Source organism: Ensifer sp. Root1252 (assembly GCF_001425885.1).
Taxonomy (GTDB): Bacteria; Pseudomonadota; Alphaproteobacteria; order Rhizobiales; family Rhizobiaceae; genus Ensifer; species Ensifer canadensis.
Genome location: NZ_LMDT01000028.1, coordinates 1 through 17,865, shown reverse-complemented (window position 1 = coordinate 17,865; position 17,865 = coordinate 1). Strand labels below are relative to the sequence as shown.

The following is a 17,865-nucleotide window of genomic DNA, read 5'->3' as shown; positions in this document are numbered from 1 at the left end:
TCATTCCGCAGCCATGGCTGCGGTCAAGGCCCGCAGGCAGCTTTCGATCGATGCCTCTTCGATGCCGGCATAGTGATCGAACTCGTTGAGCACTGTGGCGCCGAGGTCAATCTCGAAGCGCTTCTGGTTCGGGCTTGCGACAAAAGCCTGCTGCGCGCCGTCGCCGAGATTGGACTGGAAGATGCCTGCGGCGCTGACCGGCAGGAAGTCTTCGTAGACGATGGCGTCGAACTGCACGAGGCCGTCGGCGATCAGCGTGTTGATATCGCGGCGGTCGGAAATCCGGGTCTTCAAGCCCTTCTCGGTCAGTGAATAGCTGAAATAGCCAAGGCCGGCTTCGCGAATGCCTGCCCAGGTGTCGGGGAAGCTTTCGAAGGCTTTGGCAAGCGCGGCTTCATAGTCGCGGGCGTTGGAGCCGTCGGCTGCCGGGCGCACGATCTTGCGCGAGGCTTCCAGAAGCTCGTCGTAGAGCGCACGGCCCTTGGGAGTGAGCGCAATGCCGCGCTGCTCGATCTCGCCGAAGCGGGCGGTGTGCGAGCCGGCTTTCCAGTCGCCGCCGCCATCACGGAAGGAAACGGCCTCTTCCAGCGCCTTGAACGAGGTCTGGCGAAGCAGGATTGGGCATTTGCGGGTCGGCGGACCTTCGACGACGGCCTTCGGCGCGATGCCGAATTCGGGCATCAGCGCCTGGACCTGGTCGATATCCAGCGTGCGCGGCGTCAGGTGGTTGATATGCGGGCCCTTGAACGACACGACGTCGGCGATCAGCCGGTGGGCGTCATGCAGGCGCTTGTACATGTCGGCGCTGACATTGGCCCTGTCGTGCCAGCGGAAGGTCTCCAGCACTTCGGAGACGAAACGCTCGGCGTCGGCCTTGTCGAGGCCGCCATCACGCTCGGCCTTTTCGGCGAGTTCGATGGCAACAGGCGTAAAGATCCGACGCTCGGCCAGGATCGCCTCGGATGCGGCGCGCAGACTCTCGTCCGCAATCAGGTCAAGGCGAAGAAGCGAGGTGAAGACACGGAAGGGATTGCGCTTCAGAGCGGTTTCGCCAACCGGGCGGAAGGCGGTCGAGTGCACCGGTACGCCGGCGGTCGAAAGATCGTAGTAGCCGACCGGGTACATGCCCATGACAGCAAAGACGCGACGCATCATCGAGAGTTCAGCAGGCGTGCCGAGACGGATTGCGCCGTGGCGCTCCTCGGAAATGCGATCAAGCGAATCCGTCGCATCGAGGCGCTCTTTCAGCGCCGGGTCGGCATTGAGCGTATCGTCGTTGACCTTGGCAACCAGTTCCATCAGCGTGCCGTAAGCAGGCACTTCCTCGCGGTACATGACCGACATGGCTGCGGAAAAGGCCGAACGGATATCATCGGCGGATACGAAACTATTCTCTTTCACTGGGGCTCGCCTCGCGCTATGGGTGAAGGACAAGGTCATTCTCATTTCGGATCATATCCAAAGGAAGCGGCCATTGATCGCGCTGCTTGTGACTATGTTGATGCGAGGCTGGAATGAAGTTAAGCCGCAGACTGGTTCCTGATGTTACGACGCTGCAGGCTTTCGAATGCGCGGCACGGCACGGCAGCTTCACGCAGGCAGCCGCCGAACTCAATCTGACCCAGAGTGCCGTCAGCCGTCAGATCAAGGATCTGGAGAACCAGCTCGGCGTTCTCCTGTTTGAGCGGGTGCGCCAGCGCGTCATTCTCTCCGAGGCCGGGCAGAAGTTCCTGCCCGAGGTTCGCCGCCTGCTCAACCAGACCGAAGAGCTGATGGTGCGGGCAATGGCCTCGGCGCGCGCCGACTCGACATTGTCGATCGCGTCGCTGCCGACCTTCGGCAGCCGTTGGCTGGTGCCGCGGCTGCCGGATTTTCTTCGCCAGCACCCCGATACCGTGGTCAATATCGCGTCGCGGTCGGCACCCTTCGATTTCGACGAGCAGAACTTCGACATCGCCATCCACTACGGCCAGCCGGTTTGGGCGCATGCCACCTGCAGCTATCTCTGCAGCGAGATCATCGTGCCGGCGGCAAGCCCGACCCTGCTTGCGGCCAATCCGGTGGCGACGCTGGAGGATATCGTCGGCGGTCCGCTGCTGCACCTGGCGACGCGACCCAAACTCTGGGCGCAATGGTTCGAGGCCAACGGCATGGATGGAAGGGGTGCCTATCGCGGTAACCGCTTCGATCAGTTCTCGATGGTGATCGAGGCGGCCACGGCCGGTCTCGGTTTCGCCTTGCTGCCCCGCTATCTGATCGAACAGGAGCTGGCAGCGGGAACATTGCGCATCGTTCTCGACCGGCCGATGCAGACGGAGAACAGTTATTATCTCGCGGTTCCGGAAGGCAAACTCGAAAACCCGATCAGTCTCGCCTTCCGCGAATGGATCACTGAACAGGTCGGGTAGGTTTCCCATCCTCGAACATGTTTCGACCGATGGCCGGAACCTTCCTGACGCCGTCGGCGTTTCGCGACGGACTGCTACCCAGAGATGCGCCGGGAAGGGGCAAAATTGATACATAGATTTGAGGTTGCCATAGGCGAGCGCGGACTATTGCGTTTTCGCCCGATGAGAGTGTGCGCAATTCGTCCAAACTTGCGCCGCCGATCCTTGCAAGCTGTTGGCACCACGGCTAAAAAATGCCACTTTCATGCATCACGCGGCCTTGAAAACCAATGCGCCGCCGGCTTTGCTTTCTCTGATGCCCAGTTCAAGGGCGGCGCCAGTTTCCGCCAGTTTCCGGTTTGCCGGAAAATGACGGCGGATGGGAGGACACATGACCGTGTCTAGCAACGTGCCGGCCAAGCCTGGAACTTCAGGACCGCAGCCAACCCGGCAGAACAACGAGAGCCGGGCCGATCAACCCCGGTTGGATTCAGAACCAGCACCCATGCCCCTTCACAACACGCCGACCTCCTCTTCTCGCGAACCGGAAGCGAAACAGATCGATTACAACGATTCGATCCGCTCGACCTTTTTCTCGATGGAGGATCTGCGGCAAAGCGGCGAGACCCTTGCGCTCAAGGGCGCACCGTCCCTGCCGGGCTTCTTCCCGTTCGAATTCCGCCCGCGCCACCGCGAGAATGAAAACGAAATCCTGAGGGTGTATCGGGCAACAGCGGCTGATGTCGAAGCGGGGGCGTCGATCACGCCGGCCGCCGAATGGCTGCTCGACAACCACCACGTGGTCGAGGAAGCGATCCAGGAAGTCCGCCGCGACTTCCCGCGCAAGTTCTATCGCCAGCTGCCCACGCTGTCCGTCTCCGGAACAGTCATTCCGCGCACGATGGCGCTCGCCTGGCTCTATGTCGCCCATACGCACAGCACGGTCTCGCGGGAAAGCATTACCGCGATGGTCGAGGGCTTCCAGAAGCACGACACGTTCAAGATCGGCGAATTGTGGGCCTTGCCCTCGATCCTGCGCTTCGTTCTCATCGAGAACCTGCGGCGCATCGCCATCCGCGTCGAGCGTTCGCGCGGCATGCGGCGCAAGGCCAACGACATCGCCGACCAGATCATCCGTCACAACGACCCGGAAAAGTTGCGAGCGCTGCTGGCCGAATCCGAGGCGCTTGCGGCGGACAATACCTTCGTCGCCCAGCTGCTCTACCGCATGCGCGATGGCTCGCAGACCTCCGGCTCGGTGATCGCCTGGATCGAGGAACAGCTCGAGAAGCGCGGCAGCGACGTCGAGGACGCGCTGGTCGCCGAGCAGAACCGCCTGTCGTCAGGCAATGCGACGATGAGCAACATCATCCGCAGCCTGCGCGAGATCGACGATACCGACTGGGCCGTCTGGTTCGAAAGCGTCAGCAAGATCGATGCGGCGCTGCGCGATGGTTCCGATTACGCCGCGCTCGAATTCGGCTCGCGCAACAAATACCGCGATACGATCGAAAAGCTGGCGCGCCGCTCCGGCCACAGCGAATACGAAGTCACCCAGATCGCCATCGAGATGGTGAAGGAAGCGGAAGCGGTGGCTGCAGTCGAGCCGCAGCTTCATGAGCCGAACGTTGGCTCCTTCCTTGTCGGCAAGCAGCGCAAGGCGCTCGAGCAGAAGATCGGCTACCGGCCGTCGGTGCTGCAGAGCATCATTCGCCTCAGCCGCAAGCTCGACTGGTTTGCGATCGCCGGACCGAACATTCTCCTGACGATCCTGGCGATGGTCGCCGTCTATGCCTTCGTCAGCCCGATGGATATTCCGAACGGCGCGAAGCTGATCATGCTTCTGCTGTTTGCGCTGCCGGCGTCCGAAGGTGCGATGGGTCTGTTCAACACGCTCGTCACGCTGTTCGTCAAACCGTCGCGCCTGGTCGGCTATGAGTTCCTCGATGGCGTTCCGGAATATGCCCGCACGCTCGTCGTCGTGCCCTGCCTGATCTCCAAGCGCGACCATGTCGACGAACTCGTGCGCAATCTCGAGGTTCACTACCTCGCCAATCCGCGCGGCGAGATCTCTTTCGCGCTGCTCAGCGACTGGATCGACAGCAAGTTCGAGGAAACCCCGGCCGATACCGATGTTCTCGACTATGCCCGGCGCGAGGTTGCCGAGCTTTCGGCGCGTTATGCCTATGACGGCAGGACGCGTTTCTTCCTGCTGCACCGCCGCCGCCTCTTCAACGAGGCGGAAGGCGTATGGATGGGTTGGGAGCGCAAGCGCGGCAAGCTGCATGAGCTGAACATGCTGCTGCGCGGCGATCGCGACACCTCGTTCCTCCAGGGCGCCAATACCGTGCCGGAGAACGTTCAATATGTCATGACGCTCGACGCCGATACGCGCCTGATGCGCGACGCGGTGACGAAGCTCGTCGGCAAGATGTACCACCCGATCAACCGCCCGATCGTCGACCCGGAAACACAGAAGGTGATTGCCGGCTACAGCCTGCTACAGCCGCGCGTGACGCCGTCGCTGACGACTGGAAGCGAAGCCTCGGCCTTCCAGCGCATCTTCTCGGCCAATCGTGGCATCGACCCCTATGTCTTCACCGTTTCCGACGTCTACCAGGACATCGCTGGCGAAGGCAGCTTCACCGGCAAGGGCCTCTATCACGTCGATGCTTTCGAGGCCGCGCTCAAGGGGCGGATCGAGGAAAATGCCGTTCTCAGCCACGACCTGCTCGAAGGCTCGTTTGTGCGCTGCGCGCTGGTGACGGACGTCGAACTCGTCGAGGATTTCCCGACCCGCTACGAGGTAGAGATGTCGCGCCAGCATCGCTGGGCCCGCGGCGACTGGCAGCTGCTGCCCTATATCTTCAACCCGTCGAACGGCCTGTCGATGCTCGGCCGGTGGAAGATGTACGACAATTTGCGCCGTTCGCTGATCCCCTGCGCCTGGCTCGTCGCCTCTGTCATGGGCTGGTACTACATGCAGCCGACCGAGGCGCTGATCTGGCAGATCGTGCTGATCTTCAGCTTGTTCGTCGCCCCGACGCTGTCGCTGATCAATGGCCTCCTGCCGCGCCGCAACGACATCGTCGCCCGTGCCCACCTCCATGCTGTGCTGACCGAAGTTCGTGCCGCCAATGCCCAGGTCGCCCTTCGCATCGTCTTCATCGCCCATGGCGCGGCGATGATGGGCGACGCGATCGTGCGTTCGCTCTACCGCACCTTCGTCAGCCGCAAGCTGATGCTGGAATGGCGCACCGCTGCCCAGGTGCAAAGTGCCGGGCATGGAAGCATCGGTGATTATTACAAGGCGATGTGGATCGCACCGGCGCTGTCGGTTCTGTCGCTGGCGCTTGCGGCGATTTCCGATACCGGCCTGCCCTTCATCGGCATTCCCTTTGCCCTGCTCTGGGCGCTTTCTCCCGCTGTCGCGTGGTTCGTCAGCCAATCGGCCGAAACCGAGGACCAGCTGGTCGTTTCCGACGAGGCGATCGAGGAAATGCGCCTGATCGCGCGGCGCACCTGGCGCTATTTCGAGACCTTCGTGACCGCCGAGCAGAATTTTCTGCCGCCGGACAACTTCCAGGAAACGCCGCAGCCGGTGCTGGCCGAGCGCACCTCGCCGACCAATATCGGCGTCTACCTACTCTCGGTCATGTCGGCACGCGACTTCGGCTGGATCGGCTTCGAAGAAACGATCAACCGCCTGGAGCAGACGATTGCGACCATCGACCGGATGCCGAAATATCGCGGCCACCTGTTCAACTGGTACCGCACCAACACGCTCGAAACGATGGAGCCGCGCTACATCTCGTCGGTCGACAGCGGCAATCTTGCCGGCCACCTGATCGCCGTGTCGTCCATGTGTCGGGAATGGGCGGAAGCGCCGTCGGCGCATGTCCAGGGCAGCCTTGACGGCATTGGCGACGTCGTCGCCATTCTTGCCGAGGTGCTGAACGACCTGCCTGACGACCGCAAGACCGTTCGCCCGCTGCGCCGCCTGATCGAGGAGCGCATCGTCGGCTTCCAGAATGCTCTGGCTGCCGTCAAGCGCGAGCATGAATTCGCATCGATCCGCGTGATCAATCTCGCCGTTCTGGCGCGCGACATGCACAAGCTGACCGTCAACCTCGACCATGAGGTTCGCACGGCCCAGAGCAGCGAAGTGACGAAGTGGGCGAACGCGCTGGTCACCACCTGCGAAGCGCATATTGCCGACGGCGTGTTCGATCTTGGCGCCATCGAAGCGCTGCGCCAGCGCTTGGCGGTTCTAAAGGATCGTGCTCGCGACATCGCCTTCTCGATGGATTTCGGCTTCCTGTTCCGGCCCGAGCGTCGCCTGCTGTCAATCGGCTTCCGCGTCAACGCCAATGAGCTCGACGAGGCCTGCTACGATCTTCTGGCGTCCGAGGCCCGTCTGACCAGCCTGTTCGCGATCGCCAAGGGCGACCTGCCGACCGAGCACTGGTACAAGCTCGGCCGTCCGATCGTGCCGATCGGCGCGCGTGGCGCGCTGATCTCCTGGTCCGGTTCGATGTTCGAATATCTGATGCCGCCGCTGGTGATGCAGGAGCGGCAGGGCGGTATCCTCAACCAGACCAACAATCTGGTGGTCAAGGAGCAGATCAATCACGGCCGCCGTCTCGGCACGCCGTGGGGCATCTCCGAAGCGGCCTTCAATGCGCGCGACCACGAGCTGACCTACCAGTACACCAACTTCGGTGTGCCGACGCTTGGCCTCAAGCGTGGCCTCGGGCAGAACGCCGTCATCGCGCCCTACGCCTCCATTCTCGCCTGCATGTACGATCCGAAGGCGGCGCTCGCCAATCTCGGTCGACTGCGCGAAGTCGGGGCGCTCGGCGTTTACGGCTTCCACGATGCCGTCGACTTCACGCCGACGCGCGTGCCCGAGGGGCAGAAATGCGCCGTCGTGCGCAACTACTATGCCCACCACCATGGCATGTCGATCGCCGCTGTCGCCAACGTCGTATTCACCGGCAGGCTGCGCGAATGGTTCCACGCCGATCCGGTAATCGAGGCGGCCGAACTGCTGCTGCAGGAAAAGGCGCCGCGCGATATTCCGATCATGAACGCCAAGCGCGAGCCGGAATCGCTCGGCAAGGGCCAGGACGATCTGTTGCGTCCGGAGGTTCGGGTCATCGAAAACCCGCTCGCCCAGGACCGCGAAACCGTGTTCCTGTCCAACGGCCACTACGCCGTCATGCTGACGGCAACCGGTGCCGGTTATGCCCGCTGGAACGGCCAGTCGGTCACCCGCTGGAAGCCGGACCCGGTCGAGGACCGCACGGGCACCTTCATTTTCCTGCGCGACACGACGACGGGCGACTGGTGGTCGGCCACCGCCGAGCCCCGGCGCGCCGTCGGCGAAAAGCTCCTGACGCGGTTCGGTGACGACAAGGCCGAATTCGTCAAGACCGTCGGCGACCTCACCAGCGAAGTCGAGTGCATCGTTGCCACCGAGCACGATGCCGAAGGCCGCCGCGTCATCCTGCTCAACACCGGAACGCAGGACCGCTTCATCGAGGTGACGTCCTATGCCGAACCGGTGCTGTCGACCGACGAGGCCGACAGCGCGCATCCCGCCTTCTCCAAGATGTTCCTGCGCACGGAGATCAGCCGGCGCGGCGACGTCATCCATGTCAGCCGCAACAAGCGCAGCTCAGGCGATCCGGATATGGAAGTGGCGCATCTCGTCACCGATAATGCCGGCAGCGACCGTCCGACCGAGGCGGAGACCGACCGTCGCCGCTTCATCGGCCAGGGGCGCACCCTTGCCGAGGCCGCCGCCTTCGACACCGACGCGGTGCTTTCGGGAACCGATGGCTTTACGCTCGACCCGATCATGTCGCTTCGACGTGTCGTTCGGGTTCCGGCCGGCAAGAAGGTCAGCGTCGTCTTCTGGACGATCGCGGCCCCGAACCGCGAGGCCGTCGACCGCGCCATCGATCGCTACAGGCACACGGAAACCTTCAATCACGAGCTGATCCATGCCTGGACGCGCAGTCAGGTGCAGATGCGCCATGTCGGCGTCACCTCGCAGGAGGCCGCAAGCTTCCAGATGCTCGGACGCTACCTCGTCTACCCCGACATGCACCTGCGCGCCGATACCGCAACGGTTCAGGCGGGGCTCGCGTCGCAGTCAACGCTCTGGCCGCTGGCAATCTCGGGCGACTTCCCGATCTTCTGCCTGCGCATCAACGATGACGGTGACCTCGGCATCGCTCGTGAGGCCCTCAGGGCACAGGAATATCTGCGCGCGCGCGGCATTACCGCCGATCTGGTGATCATCAACGAGCGGGCCTCGTCCTATGCCCAGGACATGCAGCACGCGCTCGATTCGATGTGCGAGAACCTGAGGCTTCGCGGCCTCTCCGACGGTCCGCGCCAGCACATCTTCTCGGTGCGCCGCGACCTGATGGAGGCGGAGACCTGGTCGACGCTCTTGTCGGCTTCCCGCGCCGTCTTCCATGCCCGCAACGGCACGATCTCCGACCAGATCGCCCGCGCCAATTCGCTCTATTCGACGCCACCGGTGAAGGGCAGCGAAAGCAACTTCGCTCTGCTCGCCGCCCCGCAGCAGCCGGCCGACGCCGTCGATGCGGAGATTGTCGGTGACGGTCTCGATTTCTGGAACGGCTACGGCGGCTTTGCCGAAGGTGGGCGCGAATATGTCGTGCGCCTGCGCGGCGGCGAGGCGACACCGCAGCCGTGGATCAACGTCATCTCCAACGAGCAGTTCGGCTTCCACGTTTCGGCCGAAGGGGCCGCCTTCACCTGGAGCCGCAACTCGCGCGACTACCAGCTGACGCCGTGGGCCAACGATGTGGTCGTCAACCGGCCGGGCGAAGCGGTCTTCATCCGCGACATGGCGAGCGGCGCAGTGCTGACGCCATACGCTGCCCTGTCGCGCAGCCGGTCGGTCGTCTTCGAGACGCGCCACGGACTTGGCTATTCGACATTCCGCAGCACACAGGACGATCTCGATATCGAGGCAGCCCACACGGTGCACCGGACCTTGCCGGCCAAGCTGGTCCGCATCTCGATCCGCAACCGCTCCACGGCTGCCCGCCAGCTGAAGGTCTACGGCTTTGCCGAATGGGTGCTCGGCAACAACCGGGCCCGCATGGCGCCCTTCGTTCTGTCGACCTGGGACGAAGCCTCCGATGCGCTGGTTGCAACCAACCCCTACAGCATCGACTATGCCGGTCGTTCGGCCTTCTTTGCTGTCGATGGCGGTGAAGGTGTGAGCCATACGGCAAGCCGTCGCGAGTTCCTCGGGCGGGTCGGCGGCATTCTGGTGCCGCAGGCCGTTTTCGCTGGCGCCGAGCTTTCCGGCTCGATCGATGTGGATGGCGACGCCTGTGCGGCGTTGGCGACCGATCTGGTGATCGAGCCCGGTGCCGAAAAGCAGCTCACCTTCATCCTCGGCGACGCCGACAACGACGAGCAGATGCGCTCGGTTCTCGGCGAGTTGCGCCAGACTGCGTTCGACACCGTCATGGACGCCGCCAAGTCCTTCTGGACCGAGTTCACCGACATCGTGAAGGTGGAAACGCCGGATGCGGCCTTCAACACCATGATCAACAACTGGCTGCCCTATCAGAGCCTTGGTTGCCGGATCATGGCACGCTCGGCCTTCTACCAGGCGAGCGGCGCCTTCGGCTTCCGCGACCAGCTGCAGGATACGCTGGCGTTCCTGATCCATCGGCCGGAACTGGCACGGGCACAGATCCTCAACGCGGCCGCGCGGCAGTTCGTCGAGGGTGACGTGCAGCATTGGTGGCTGCCGGGCACCGGCGCCGGCGTGCGAACAATGATCTCGGACGATGTCGTCTGGCTTGCCCATGCCGTCACGCACTACTGCGAAGTGACGGGGAACGCCGACATTCTCGGTGAGAAGATCGCCTTCATCACCGGACCGGCGCTCGAGGAAGGGCAGCACGACAGCTTCTACAAGCCGGAGATCTCGGACGAGATCGCCGACGTCTACGAGCATTGCGCCCGCGCACTCGATCTCGCGATCAAGCGCAGCGGCGAAAATGGCCTGCCGCTCATTCTCGGCGGCGACTGGAACGACGGCATGAACCGCGTCGGCATTGCCGGCCGCGGCACCAGCGTCTGGCTCGGCTGGTTCCTGGCGGGCACGCTGCGCGGCTTCCTGCCCTTTGCCCGCGAGCGCAAGGACAAGGCGCGCGTCAGCCATTGGGAAGCGCATCTCGCCACCTTGAAAAAGGTGCTCGACGAAGCCGGCTGGGATGGTGACTACTATCGTCGCGGCTACTACGACGATGGCGCGCCGCTCGGATCGAGCGAAAGCGACGAATGCCGGATCGATTCGATCGGCCAGTCTTGGAGCGTGCTTTCAGGCGAGGGTGACGAGCAGCGATCGCAGAATGCGATGGATGCGGTCATGGCCGAGCTCGTCGATCCGGATCGCCGCATTGTCCGGCTGTTCACGCCGCCGCTTGAAAGAACCAGGCAGGACCCGGGCTATATCAAGGCCTATCCGCCTGGCGTACGGGAGAACGGCGGCCAATATACCCATGCGGCGACCTGGGTGGCGCTGGCCTTTGCCGAGCAGGGAAGGGCCGAGGAAGCCTGGCGTGTCTTCCAGATGCTGAACCCTGTCTCGCATGCCCTCAGCCGCGAAGACGCGGACCACTATCGGGTCGAGCCCTATGTGGTCGCCGCCGATATCTATGGCGAAGGCGCGCTCGCCGGACGCGGCGGCTGGACCTGGTATACCGGGTCGGCCGGCTGGCTCTACCGCGCCGGCGTCGAGGGTATTCTCGGCATCCGCCGACATGGCGACAAGCTGGTCATCCGACCGGTGTTGCCGGAGGCCTGGGACGGCTACTCGGCGGAAGTGACGCTGAACGGCACGAAGCACAAGATTTCGGTCAAGCGCGATGCAAAAAGTCGCGAGCCGATCGTCAGCATCAATAATAGTGTCACAAAAAACGCGCATGAAGGCATTTTGCTGTAACTGCCGGTATTGAATGAACGTTGGAACCGGCTTTGCACCCGAACGGGCAAGGCCGGTTTTTTCTTGCTGATTTGCCGGCGGCACGAACCCTGACGGGCTCGTGCATCGATCGACGGCATCGAACATGCGCTTGCCCCTGGGGCTAAGCGCATGTCCGGTGCCCGTTTCAACAGGGGTGGGGCAGGGGCGCCAGATCCCGGATACTAGACCGCATGCTGCAAAACACATTTGGGGGCGGCTCGAACCCGACGATATCCGCCCGCATGGTTCCCAAGGAGCGCGACACGCGCCTCGACGTGTTGAGGGCGCTCTGCCTTCTGACGATCTTCGTCAACCACGTGCCCGGGCAATATCTCGAATATCTGACCCACAAGAACTTCGGCTTCTCGGATTCGGCCGAGGCCTTCGTGCTCATCTCTGGCCTCTCCGTCGGGCTTGCCTATGGCGGCAAGTTCGTGTCCGGCGCATGCTTGGCGCTGACGCTCAAGATCTGGCGGCGGGCGCTGGCGCTCTACGTCGCCCATATCATGACCAGTATCGTCACACTGGCGATCTTTGCCGGCGGCGCCCTCTATTTCGGCCGGCAGGACCTGATCAGCGAGATAAACATCCGACCCTTCGTCGAGCAGACCGAGCAAGGCATCGTCGCGATGGTCCTGCTCGGGCACCAACTCGGCTATAACAACATCCTGTCGATGTATGCGGTGCTGTTCCTGATGCTGCCCGGCATCCTCTGGCTGAACGGCATCAGCAGCCGGCTGCTCCTCGTGTTTTCCGCGCTGCTCTGGCTTGTGGCCGGGGTGTTCAAGCTGGTGCCCTCCAACTTCCTCGACGAGGGCTACTGGTTTCTCAATCCGTGGTCCTGGCAGTTCCTCTTCGTCATCGGCATCGTCTCGATGACCGCGATCCGCCAGGGCGCAGTCCTGCCGCGCAGGCCGCTGCTGATCGCGATCGCCGCGATCTATCTCGTCGTTTCGGCGCTGTGGGTTCTCTTCTCCTGGTGGAACATCGACCTGTCCTTCGGTCTTCCGGCGGTGCTGACCGGTTTCGACAAGACCTTCCTGTCACTGACGCGGCTAAGCCATGTTCTCGCGATCGCCTATCTCGTCGCCGTCATTCCCGCCGTCAATCGCCTCGCCCGGCTCGATGCCGACCACCCGCTGGCGATGGTCGGCCGCCATTCCCTGCCGATCTTCATTTTCGGCACTATCCTGGCGATGGTCGGTCAGGTGCTGTTGTTCGTGACCGGCCGGAACCCGATCGCCGGCACGCTCTTCGTGATCGTCGGCATCGGCCTGCACTTCGTTTACGGCTACTATCTGGAATGGTTGCGGGGCGTCGTCAGCGCGAAACCGATGCGAGCGACATGATGAAACGATAAGGACGACCAAGGGTTTGCATCAAGGCTCGGCCGCCGGTTCAAATGTGTAGGCAGCCGGCCGCGGAACTTGGGGGCCCCTACCCTCGAGTTCGATCGTCTTGCCATTGGCGCGCAGGACAGTAATTCCGCCTGCTTCGCAGGGCCCAGAGATACACGCGGTACCGATCATCGCCATCTACTGCATGTTTCCTTTAATCTTATTCGATTGAAGGACAAAAACTGCAGCCATTCAAAGGGCTACAGCGACCTTTGCGCGTCTAATAAAGACGCCCGGCGTAGGCCGACGTCACTCAGGGTGCGAAGTCCGGTCGACACGACCATGGCGTCCAGATGCCCCGCAGGAACGCGAACATGAACCTCTTGAAGATAGTCAGTTAGCCCGGCTATGACGATTTGGCCTGACGTGTGGAGCCGTCCGATGACGACATGATCCGCATTTTCGATGTCGATCTTCGGCATCTGTTCGTGCAGTTCCACGATAACCGCAACATCCCTGTTCCGAGCAGTCACGACGACCAGCGCATCGTTGCCTGCAAGCATTCGGATCTTGAAGTCTTCGTCTGTCCAGTTCGATGGGAGATGTAGGTTGTTGGAAGCGTCTGCGAGCTAGAACTGATGATAATCAGCCATGACCCGACCATCGAATAAAACGGTCAATCGTGACCTACCTTCCGAAGGATGTTCGCTGGCCTTCGCTAACGCCGAATTCGCTGGCCGTTCTGACCGAGAACCCATGACGCCAATGGCGGCTGCATGCAGTGCCGTCCAGCAAACGACGGCGCAGTACTTGAACGGGATTGCAAGAGCCAAGTCAATGCGAGCGGCATAAACGAAAAAAGCCCCGGAGGGTCCGGGGCCTTTTGCATTGCGTGATCTATAAGGCGTCGGCTCAGGCCGCCGTGTGGCTCATGCGGACGTCTTCGTCCGTCAGGATGCCGCTGGCGCGAAGCAGGGCGGCGAAGCGGCCGTTGCTCTGGCTGAGCTCGTTGAAGCCGCCCATCTCGACGATCCGACCTTGATCCATGAAGATCACCAGATCGGCCTCGCGCACCGTCGACAGGCGGTGGGCGATGATGAAGGTGGTGCGGTCCTTGCGAAGCGCATCGATCGCATCCTTCACCCGAGCCTCGGTCTCGACGTCGAGCGCGCTGGTCGCCTCGTCGAGCACCAGGATCGGTGCGTTCTTGAGGATGGCGCGGGCAATCGCAACGCGCTGGCGCTCGCCGCCAGACAGGCGGTTGCCGCGTTCGCCGACGACGGTGTCGTAGCCATTGTTGCGGCTTTCGATGAAGTCGCTGGCGGCAGCCGCTTCGGCGGCAGCCATCACTTCGTCGAGCGACGCGTCGTCGCGGCCAAGCCGGATGTTTTCGCAGATCGAGCGGTTCATCAGGCCGGCGTCCTGGAAGACGGTGGCGATCGAGCGGCGCAGCGACTTGCGCGTGACCTTGGCGATATGGACGCCGTCGATCAGGATCTGGCCGTCACGCGGTTCGTGAACGCGCTGCAGCAGGTTGACGAGCGTGGTCTTACCGGCGCCGGTCGGGCCGACGATCGCGATCGTCTGGCCGGCCTTGGCCGTGAAGGACACGTTGCGCACGCCCTGCGTGGTGTTGGCGAAGTCGAAGGACACGTCGCGGAATTCCACTTCGCCCTTGACCGCGCCCAGGTCCATCGCACCGGCCGGCTCTTCGCGTTCGCGCACCGAATCTTCGAGCTGGAAGAAGTCTTCAAGCTTGGCGCGGGCTTCGAAGATCTGCGTAACGAAAGCCTTCATCTGGTCGAGACGGCCGATCAGCAGGTTGGCAAAGCCGATGAAGGCGATGACTTCGCCGACGCCGAGTTCGCCGCGCTGGACGAGCACGGTGCCGATGACGAGGATCGTCATCATCGAGATGGTCGAAGCGACGCGGTTGAGCGCGCTTGCCAGCGCCCACCAGTCAAGCACGGGGAACTGGGCGGAGATCAGGCGTTCGGTGAACTTCTTGAGTTCGCGCGTTTCGGCTTCGATGCGGTTGTAGCTGTGAACGACCGAAACGTTGCTGATGGCGTCGGAAACGTGGGAGAAAACCGTGTGATAGTGGTTCTCGACCGAGGCCTGGCCTTCCTTGGTGCGGTTCATGACAGCCTTGCTGACCAGCACATAGGAGACACCGAGGACGACGAGCACCAGCGACAGGCGTACATCCATCGCAAACGCGGTCGGGATGAGCAGGACGAGCGCTACCGCCGTTGCCAGATGCTGGCGCATGAATTCGAGCCAGAGACCGAACAGCGTTTCACAGGCGCGAAGCAGCGTATGCAGCGCGTTCGACGTACCGCGCTGGCTGTGCCAGGAGAGCGGCATCGAGACGATGCGGCCGAAGGCTTCCGTCAGCAGCGTGGCGCGACGGCCATGGGCCAGCCGATCCGCTTCGCGGGCGACGAGGACGAAGGCGACGGTGTTGAACACACCCAGGCCTGCCCACATCAGCAGCATCGGCGTTACTGCGCCTTTGGAGGAAATGGCGTCGATGATGCGACCAAACAGGATCGGCTCCGCAATCGTGATGACGGCGAGCACGACGTTGGCGAGCACGATCGCCGAGACACGGAACTTGTGAACCGCAAGATACTGAAGCGCTCTTGCATACACTTGGAACAATGACACTGTCTCACCCCTTCCGGGTACCGGATTTTGCGCCGCACCAAACATTCGTGCGGCAAATGCGTCACGCCTCAACACCTCCGGCCGTCGGGCACGAGGCCGCGATTTGCCGGCCGCCAAGGCCGCTCTGGGACGGTCATTTGCGATATTTTAGGAAAAACAGGAGCTTGAGGCGGTTTTGATAGCGAAACTCCGTTCGCCCGTCGTTGGGCTTGGCGAGAGTATTCATAGTCTGCTATCTTTTCCGTCCAATTCCGATTTCCCGCGATTTTCGCACAAGACCGGGCGTGGTATGTCGAATTATCGCGGGTGCAACATGAATGGCCCCTGAACGGTTCATTCATGTCCGGTTTCCGGCCCTCGCACACGTGTTCTACCTGGAAGGTGATCCATGAATATCACGCTGCTTGTGCAATTTCTTGCGCTGATCGAAGAGATGAAGACGCGCGAAGAAATCGTACCGGAGTTCGAACGGTTGCTCGACCGCTGCGGCTTCGACTTCTACGGGGTCGTCAGGCAGCCGAAGCCTCACGAAAACCCGTTGAGGCTGCTGCTCGCCGGTCGCTGGCCGGAAGGCTGGCCGCAGATCTACATCCGCAAGAAGTTTGTCGTGATCGATCCGACCATCCGCTACCTCGGTCACGCCCAGCGCGGCTTCCGCTGGCGCGACACACTGTTTGCCTTCCGTTCCGACCCGCATCGCAAGCGCATGGAAAGCATGATGATCGAGGCCCGCAACCACGGCCTCTATGACGGTTACATCTTTCCGGTGCACGGCCGCCGCGGCCTGTTGGGCAATCTCACGGTCGGCGGCCGCGTCGTCGATTTGAGCCCTATTGAAATCAGCCTGTTCGACCAGATTGCCAAGCGTCTGTTCTGGAAACTGCTGGAACTGACCGATCCGGAGATTTCAGCCGAACTCGCATCGCGTGTCGAAGTGCAGATGACGCGGCGCGAAATGGAAGCGCTCAACTATCTCGCCGACGGCATGACCTCGAACGATATCAGCAAGGTGCTCGATATTTCCAGTCACACAGTCGATTGGTACATGAACGGCATCCAGGAGAAACTGAAGGGCAAGAACCGTCACCACGTCGTGGCGATCGCCTTCCGGCTGGGGCTCATTTCCTGATCCATTTCTCTCGGATTTCCGCTCGACTCTGAAATTGCGCTTCATTCCGCGACCCGCTAATACTTTACTTCGCGGGTGCAGCATTTCCCGCGTTTCAAGTCTTGAGGAGTCCGACTTGCCCATTTCGAAGATCCTTGTTGCCAACCGTTCCGAAATTGCAATCCGCGTGTTTCGCGCGGCCAATGAACTAGGTCTGAAAACGGTCGCGATATGGGCTGAAGAGGACAAACTGGCGCTGCACCGCTTCAAGGCGGACGAAAGTTATCAGGTCGGCCGCGGCCCGCATCTGTCGCGGGACCTCGGGCCGATCGAGAGTTACCTGTCGATCGAGGAAGTGATCCGCGTCGCCAAGCTTTCCGGCGCCGATGCCATTCATCCGGGCTACGGCCTGTTGTCGGAAAGCCCCGAATTCGCCGAGGCCTGCGCCGAGGCCGGCATCACCTTCATCGGCCCGAAGCCGGAAACCATGCGCCAGCTCGGCAACAAGGTTGCCGCCCGCAACCTGGCGATCTCGATCGGTGTACCGGTCGTGCCGGCGACGGAACCGCTTCCCGAAGACATGGCTGAAGTGGCGAAGATGGCCGAGGCGATCGGCTATCCGGTGATGCTGAAGGCTTCCTGGGGCGGCGGCGGGCGCGGCATGCGCGCGATCCGCGACCCGAAGGATCTCGCCCGCGAGGTGACGGAAGCCAAGCGCGAGGCCAAGGCCGCCTTCGGCAAGGACGAGGTCTACCTCGAAAAGCTGGTCGAGCGTGCCCGCCACGTCGAAAGCCAGGTTCTCGGCGATACCCACGGCAACGTCGTGCATCTGTTCGAGCGCGACTGCTCCATCCAGCGGCGCAACCAGAAGGTCGTCGAGCGCGCGCCGGCGCCTTACCTCAACGCCAGCCAGCGCGAAGAGCTTGCCGCCTATTCCAAGCGCATTGCCGAGGCGACTAACTACATCGGCGCCGGTACTGTCGAGTATCTGATGGATGCCGACAGCGGCAAATTCTACTTCATCGAAGTCAATCCGCGCATCCAGGTCGAGCACACGGTGACCGAGGTGGTCACCGGCATCGATATCGTCAAGGCGCAGATCCACATCCTCGACGGTTATGCCATCGGCACGCCGGAATCCGGCGTGCCGTCGCAGGAAAATATCCGCCTCAACGGCCACGCGCTGCAGTGCCGCATCACCACGGAAGATCCCGAGCAGAACTTCATTCCGGACTATGGCCGCATCACTGCCTATCGCGGCGCAACCGGCTTCGGCATCCGGCTCGATGGCGGCACCGCCTATTCGGGCGCGGTCATCACCCGCTACTACGATCC

At 62.4% G+C, this 17,865-nt stretch carries 8 protein-coding genes; 5 read left to right on the top strand and 3 right to left on the bottom strand.

The window, feature by feature from the left end; genetic code table 11:
- Entirely contained in the window at positions 1–1,401 is a 1,401-nt protein-coding gene (locus ASD02_RS25525; RefSeq protein ID WP_025425245.1) for a VOC family protein, read from the bottom strand.
- Positions 1,402–1,514: 113 nt separating this feature from the next.
- On the opposite strand from ASD02_RS25525, the gene ASD02_RS25520 reads away from it, so the two are divergent.
- The 3 genes from ASD02_RS25520 (at position 1,515) to opgC (ending at position 12,764) form a co-directional block, all read left to right on the top strand.
- Complete coding sequence (locus ASD02_RS25520; protein ID WP_025425244.1) at positions 1,515–2,408, top strand: LysR family transcriptional regulator; 894 nt, start codon at positions 1,515–1,517, stop codon at positions 2,406–2,408.
- Positions 2,409–2,778: 370 nt separating this feature from the next.
- Entirely contained in the window at positions 2,779–11,394 is an 8,616-nt protein-coding gene (ndvB, locus tag ASD02_RS25515) for a cyclic beta-(1,2)-glucan synthase (protein ID WP_025425243.1), read from the top strand.
- A gap of 212 nt (positions 11,395–11,606) precedes the next feature.
- Entirely contained in the window at positions 11,607–12,764 is a 1,158-nt protein-coding gene (gene opgC, locus ASD02_RS25510; RefSeq protein ID WP_025425242.1) for an OpgC domain-containing protein, read from the top strand.
- Between the two features lie 248 nt (positions 12,765–13,012).
- Here opgC and ASD02_RS25505 read toward each other — a convergent pair whose 3' ends face one another.
- The gene (locus tag ASD02_RS25505; RefSeq protein WP_025425241.1) at positions 13,013–13,315 is read right to left on the bottom strand and encodes a hypothetical protein; all 303 of its coding nucleotides are present in this window, start codon (positions 13,313–13,315) and stop codon (positions 13,013–13,015) included.
- A 349-nt stretch (positions 13,316–13,664) separates the two neighbouring features.
- Positions 13,665–15,422: a glucan ABC transporter ATP-binding protein/ permease gene (locus ASD02_RS25500; protein WP_025425240.1), complete on the bottom strand. Its 1,758-nt coding sequence runs from the start codon at positions 15,420–15,422 to the stop codon at positions 13,665–13,667.
- A gap of 388 nt (positions 15,423–15,810) precedes the next feature.
- Here ASD02_RS25500 and ASD02_RS25495 point away from each other — a divergent pair, with 388 nt between their 5' ends.
- Together ASD02_RS25495 and ASD02_RS25490 are read left to right on the top strand one after the other, a co-directional pair.
- On the top strand, positions 15,811–16,551 hold the full coding sequence (locus ASD02_RS25495; protein ID WP_057210879.1) for an autoinducer binding domain-containing protein: 741 nt from the start codon (positions 15,811–15,813) through the stop codon (positions 16,549–16,551).
- Positions 16,552–16,666: 115 nt separating this feature from the next.
- Positions 16,667–17,865, top strand: a 1,199-nt coding sequence (locus ASD02_RS25490) for a biotin carboxylase N-terminal domain-containing protein (RefSeq protein WP_156408075.1), incomplete at its 3' end; no start/stop codon positions are given.

Coding starts and splice junctions, on each gene's coding strand:
- opgC (WP_025425242.1), top strand. CDS start 11,607: ATGCTGCAAAACACATTTGGGGGCGGCTCGAACCCGACGATATCCGCC.
- ASD02_RS25495 (WP_057210879.1), top strand. CDS start 15,811: ATGAATATCACGCTGCTTGTGCAATTTCTTGCGCTGATCGAAGAGATG.
- ASD02_RS25520 (WP_025425244.1), top strand. CDS start 1,515: ATGAAGTTAAGCCGCAGACTGGTTCCTGATGTTACGACGCTGCAGGCT.
- ASD02_RS25505 (WP_025425241.1), bottom strand. CDS start 13,315: ATGCTTGCAGGCAACGATGCGCTGGTCGTCGTGACTGCTCGGAACAGG.
- ndvB (WP_025425243.1), top strand. CDS start 2,779: ATGACCGTGTCTAGCAACGTGCCGGCCAAGCCTGGAACTTCAGGACCG.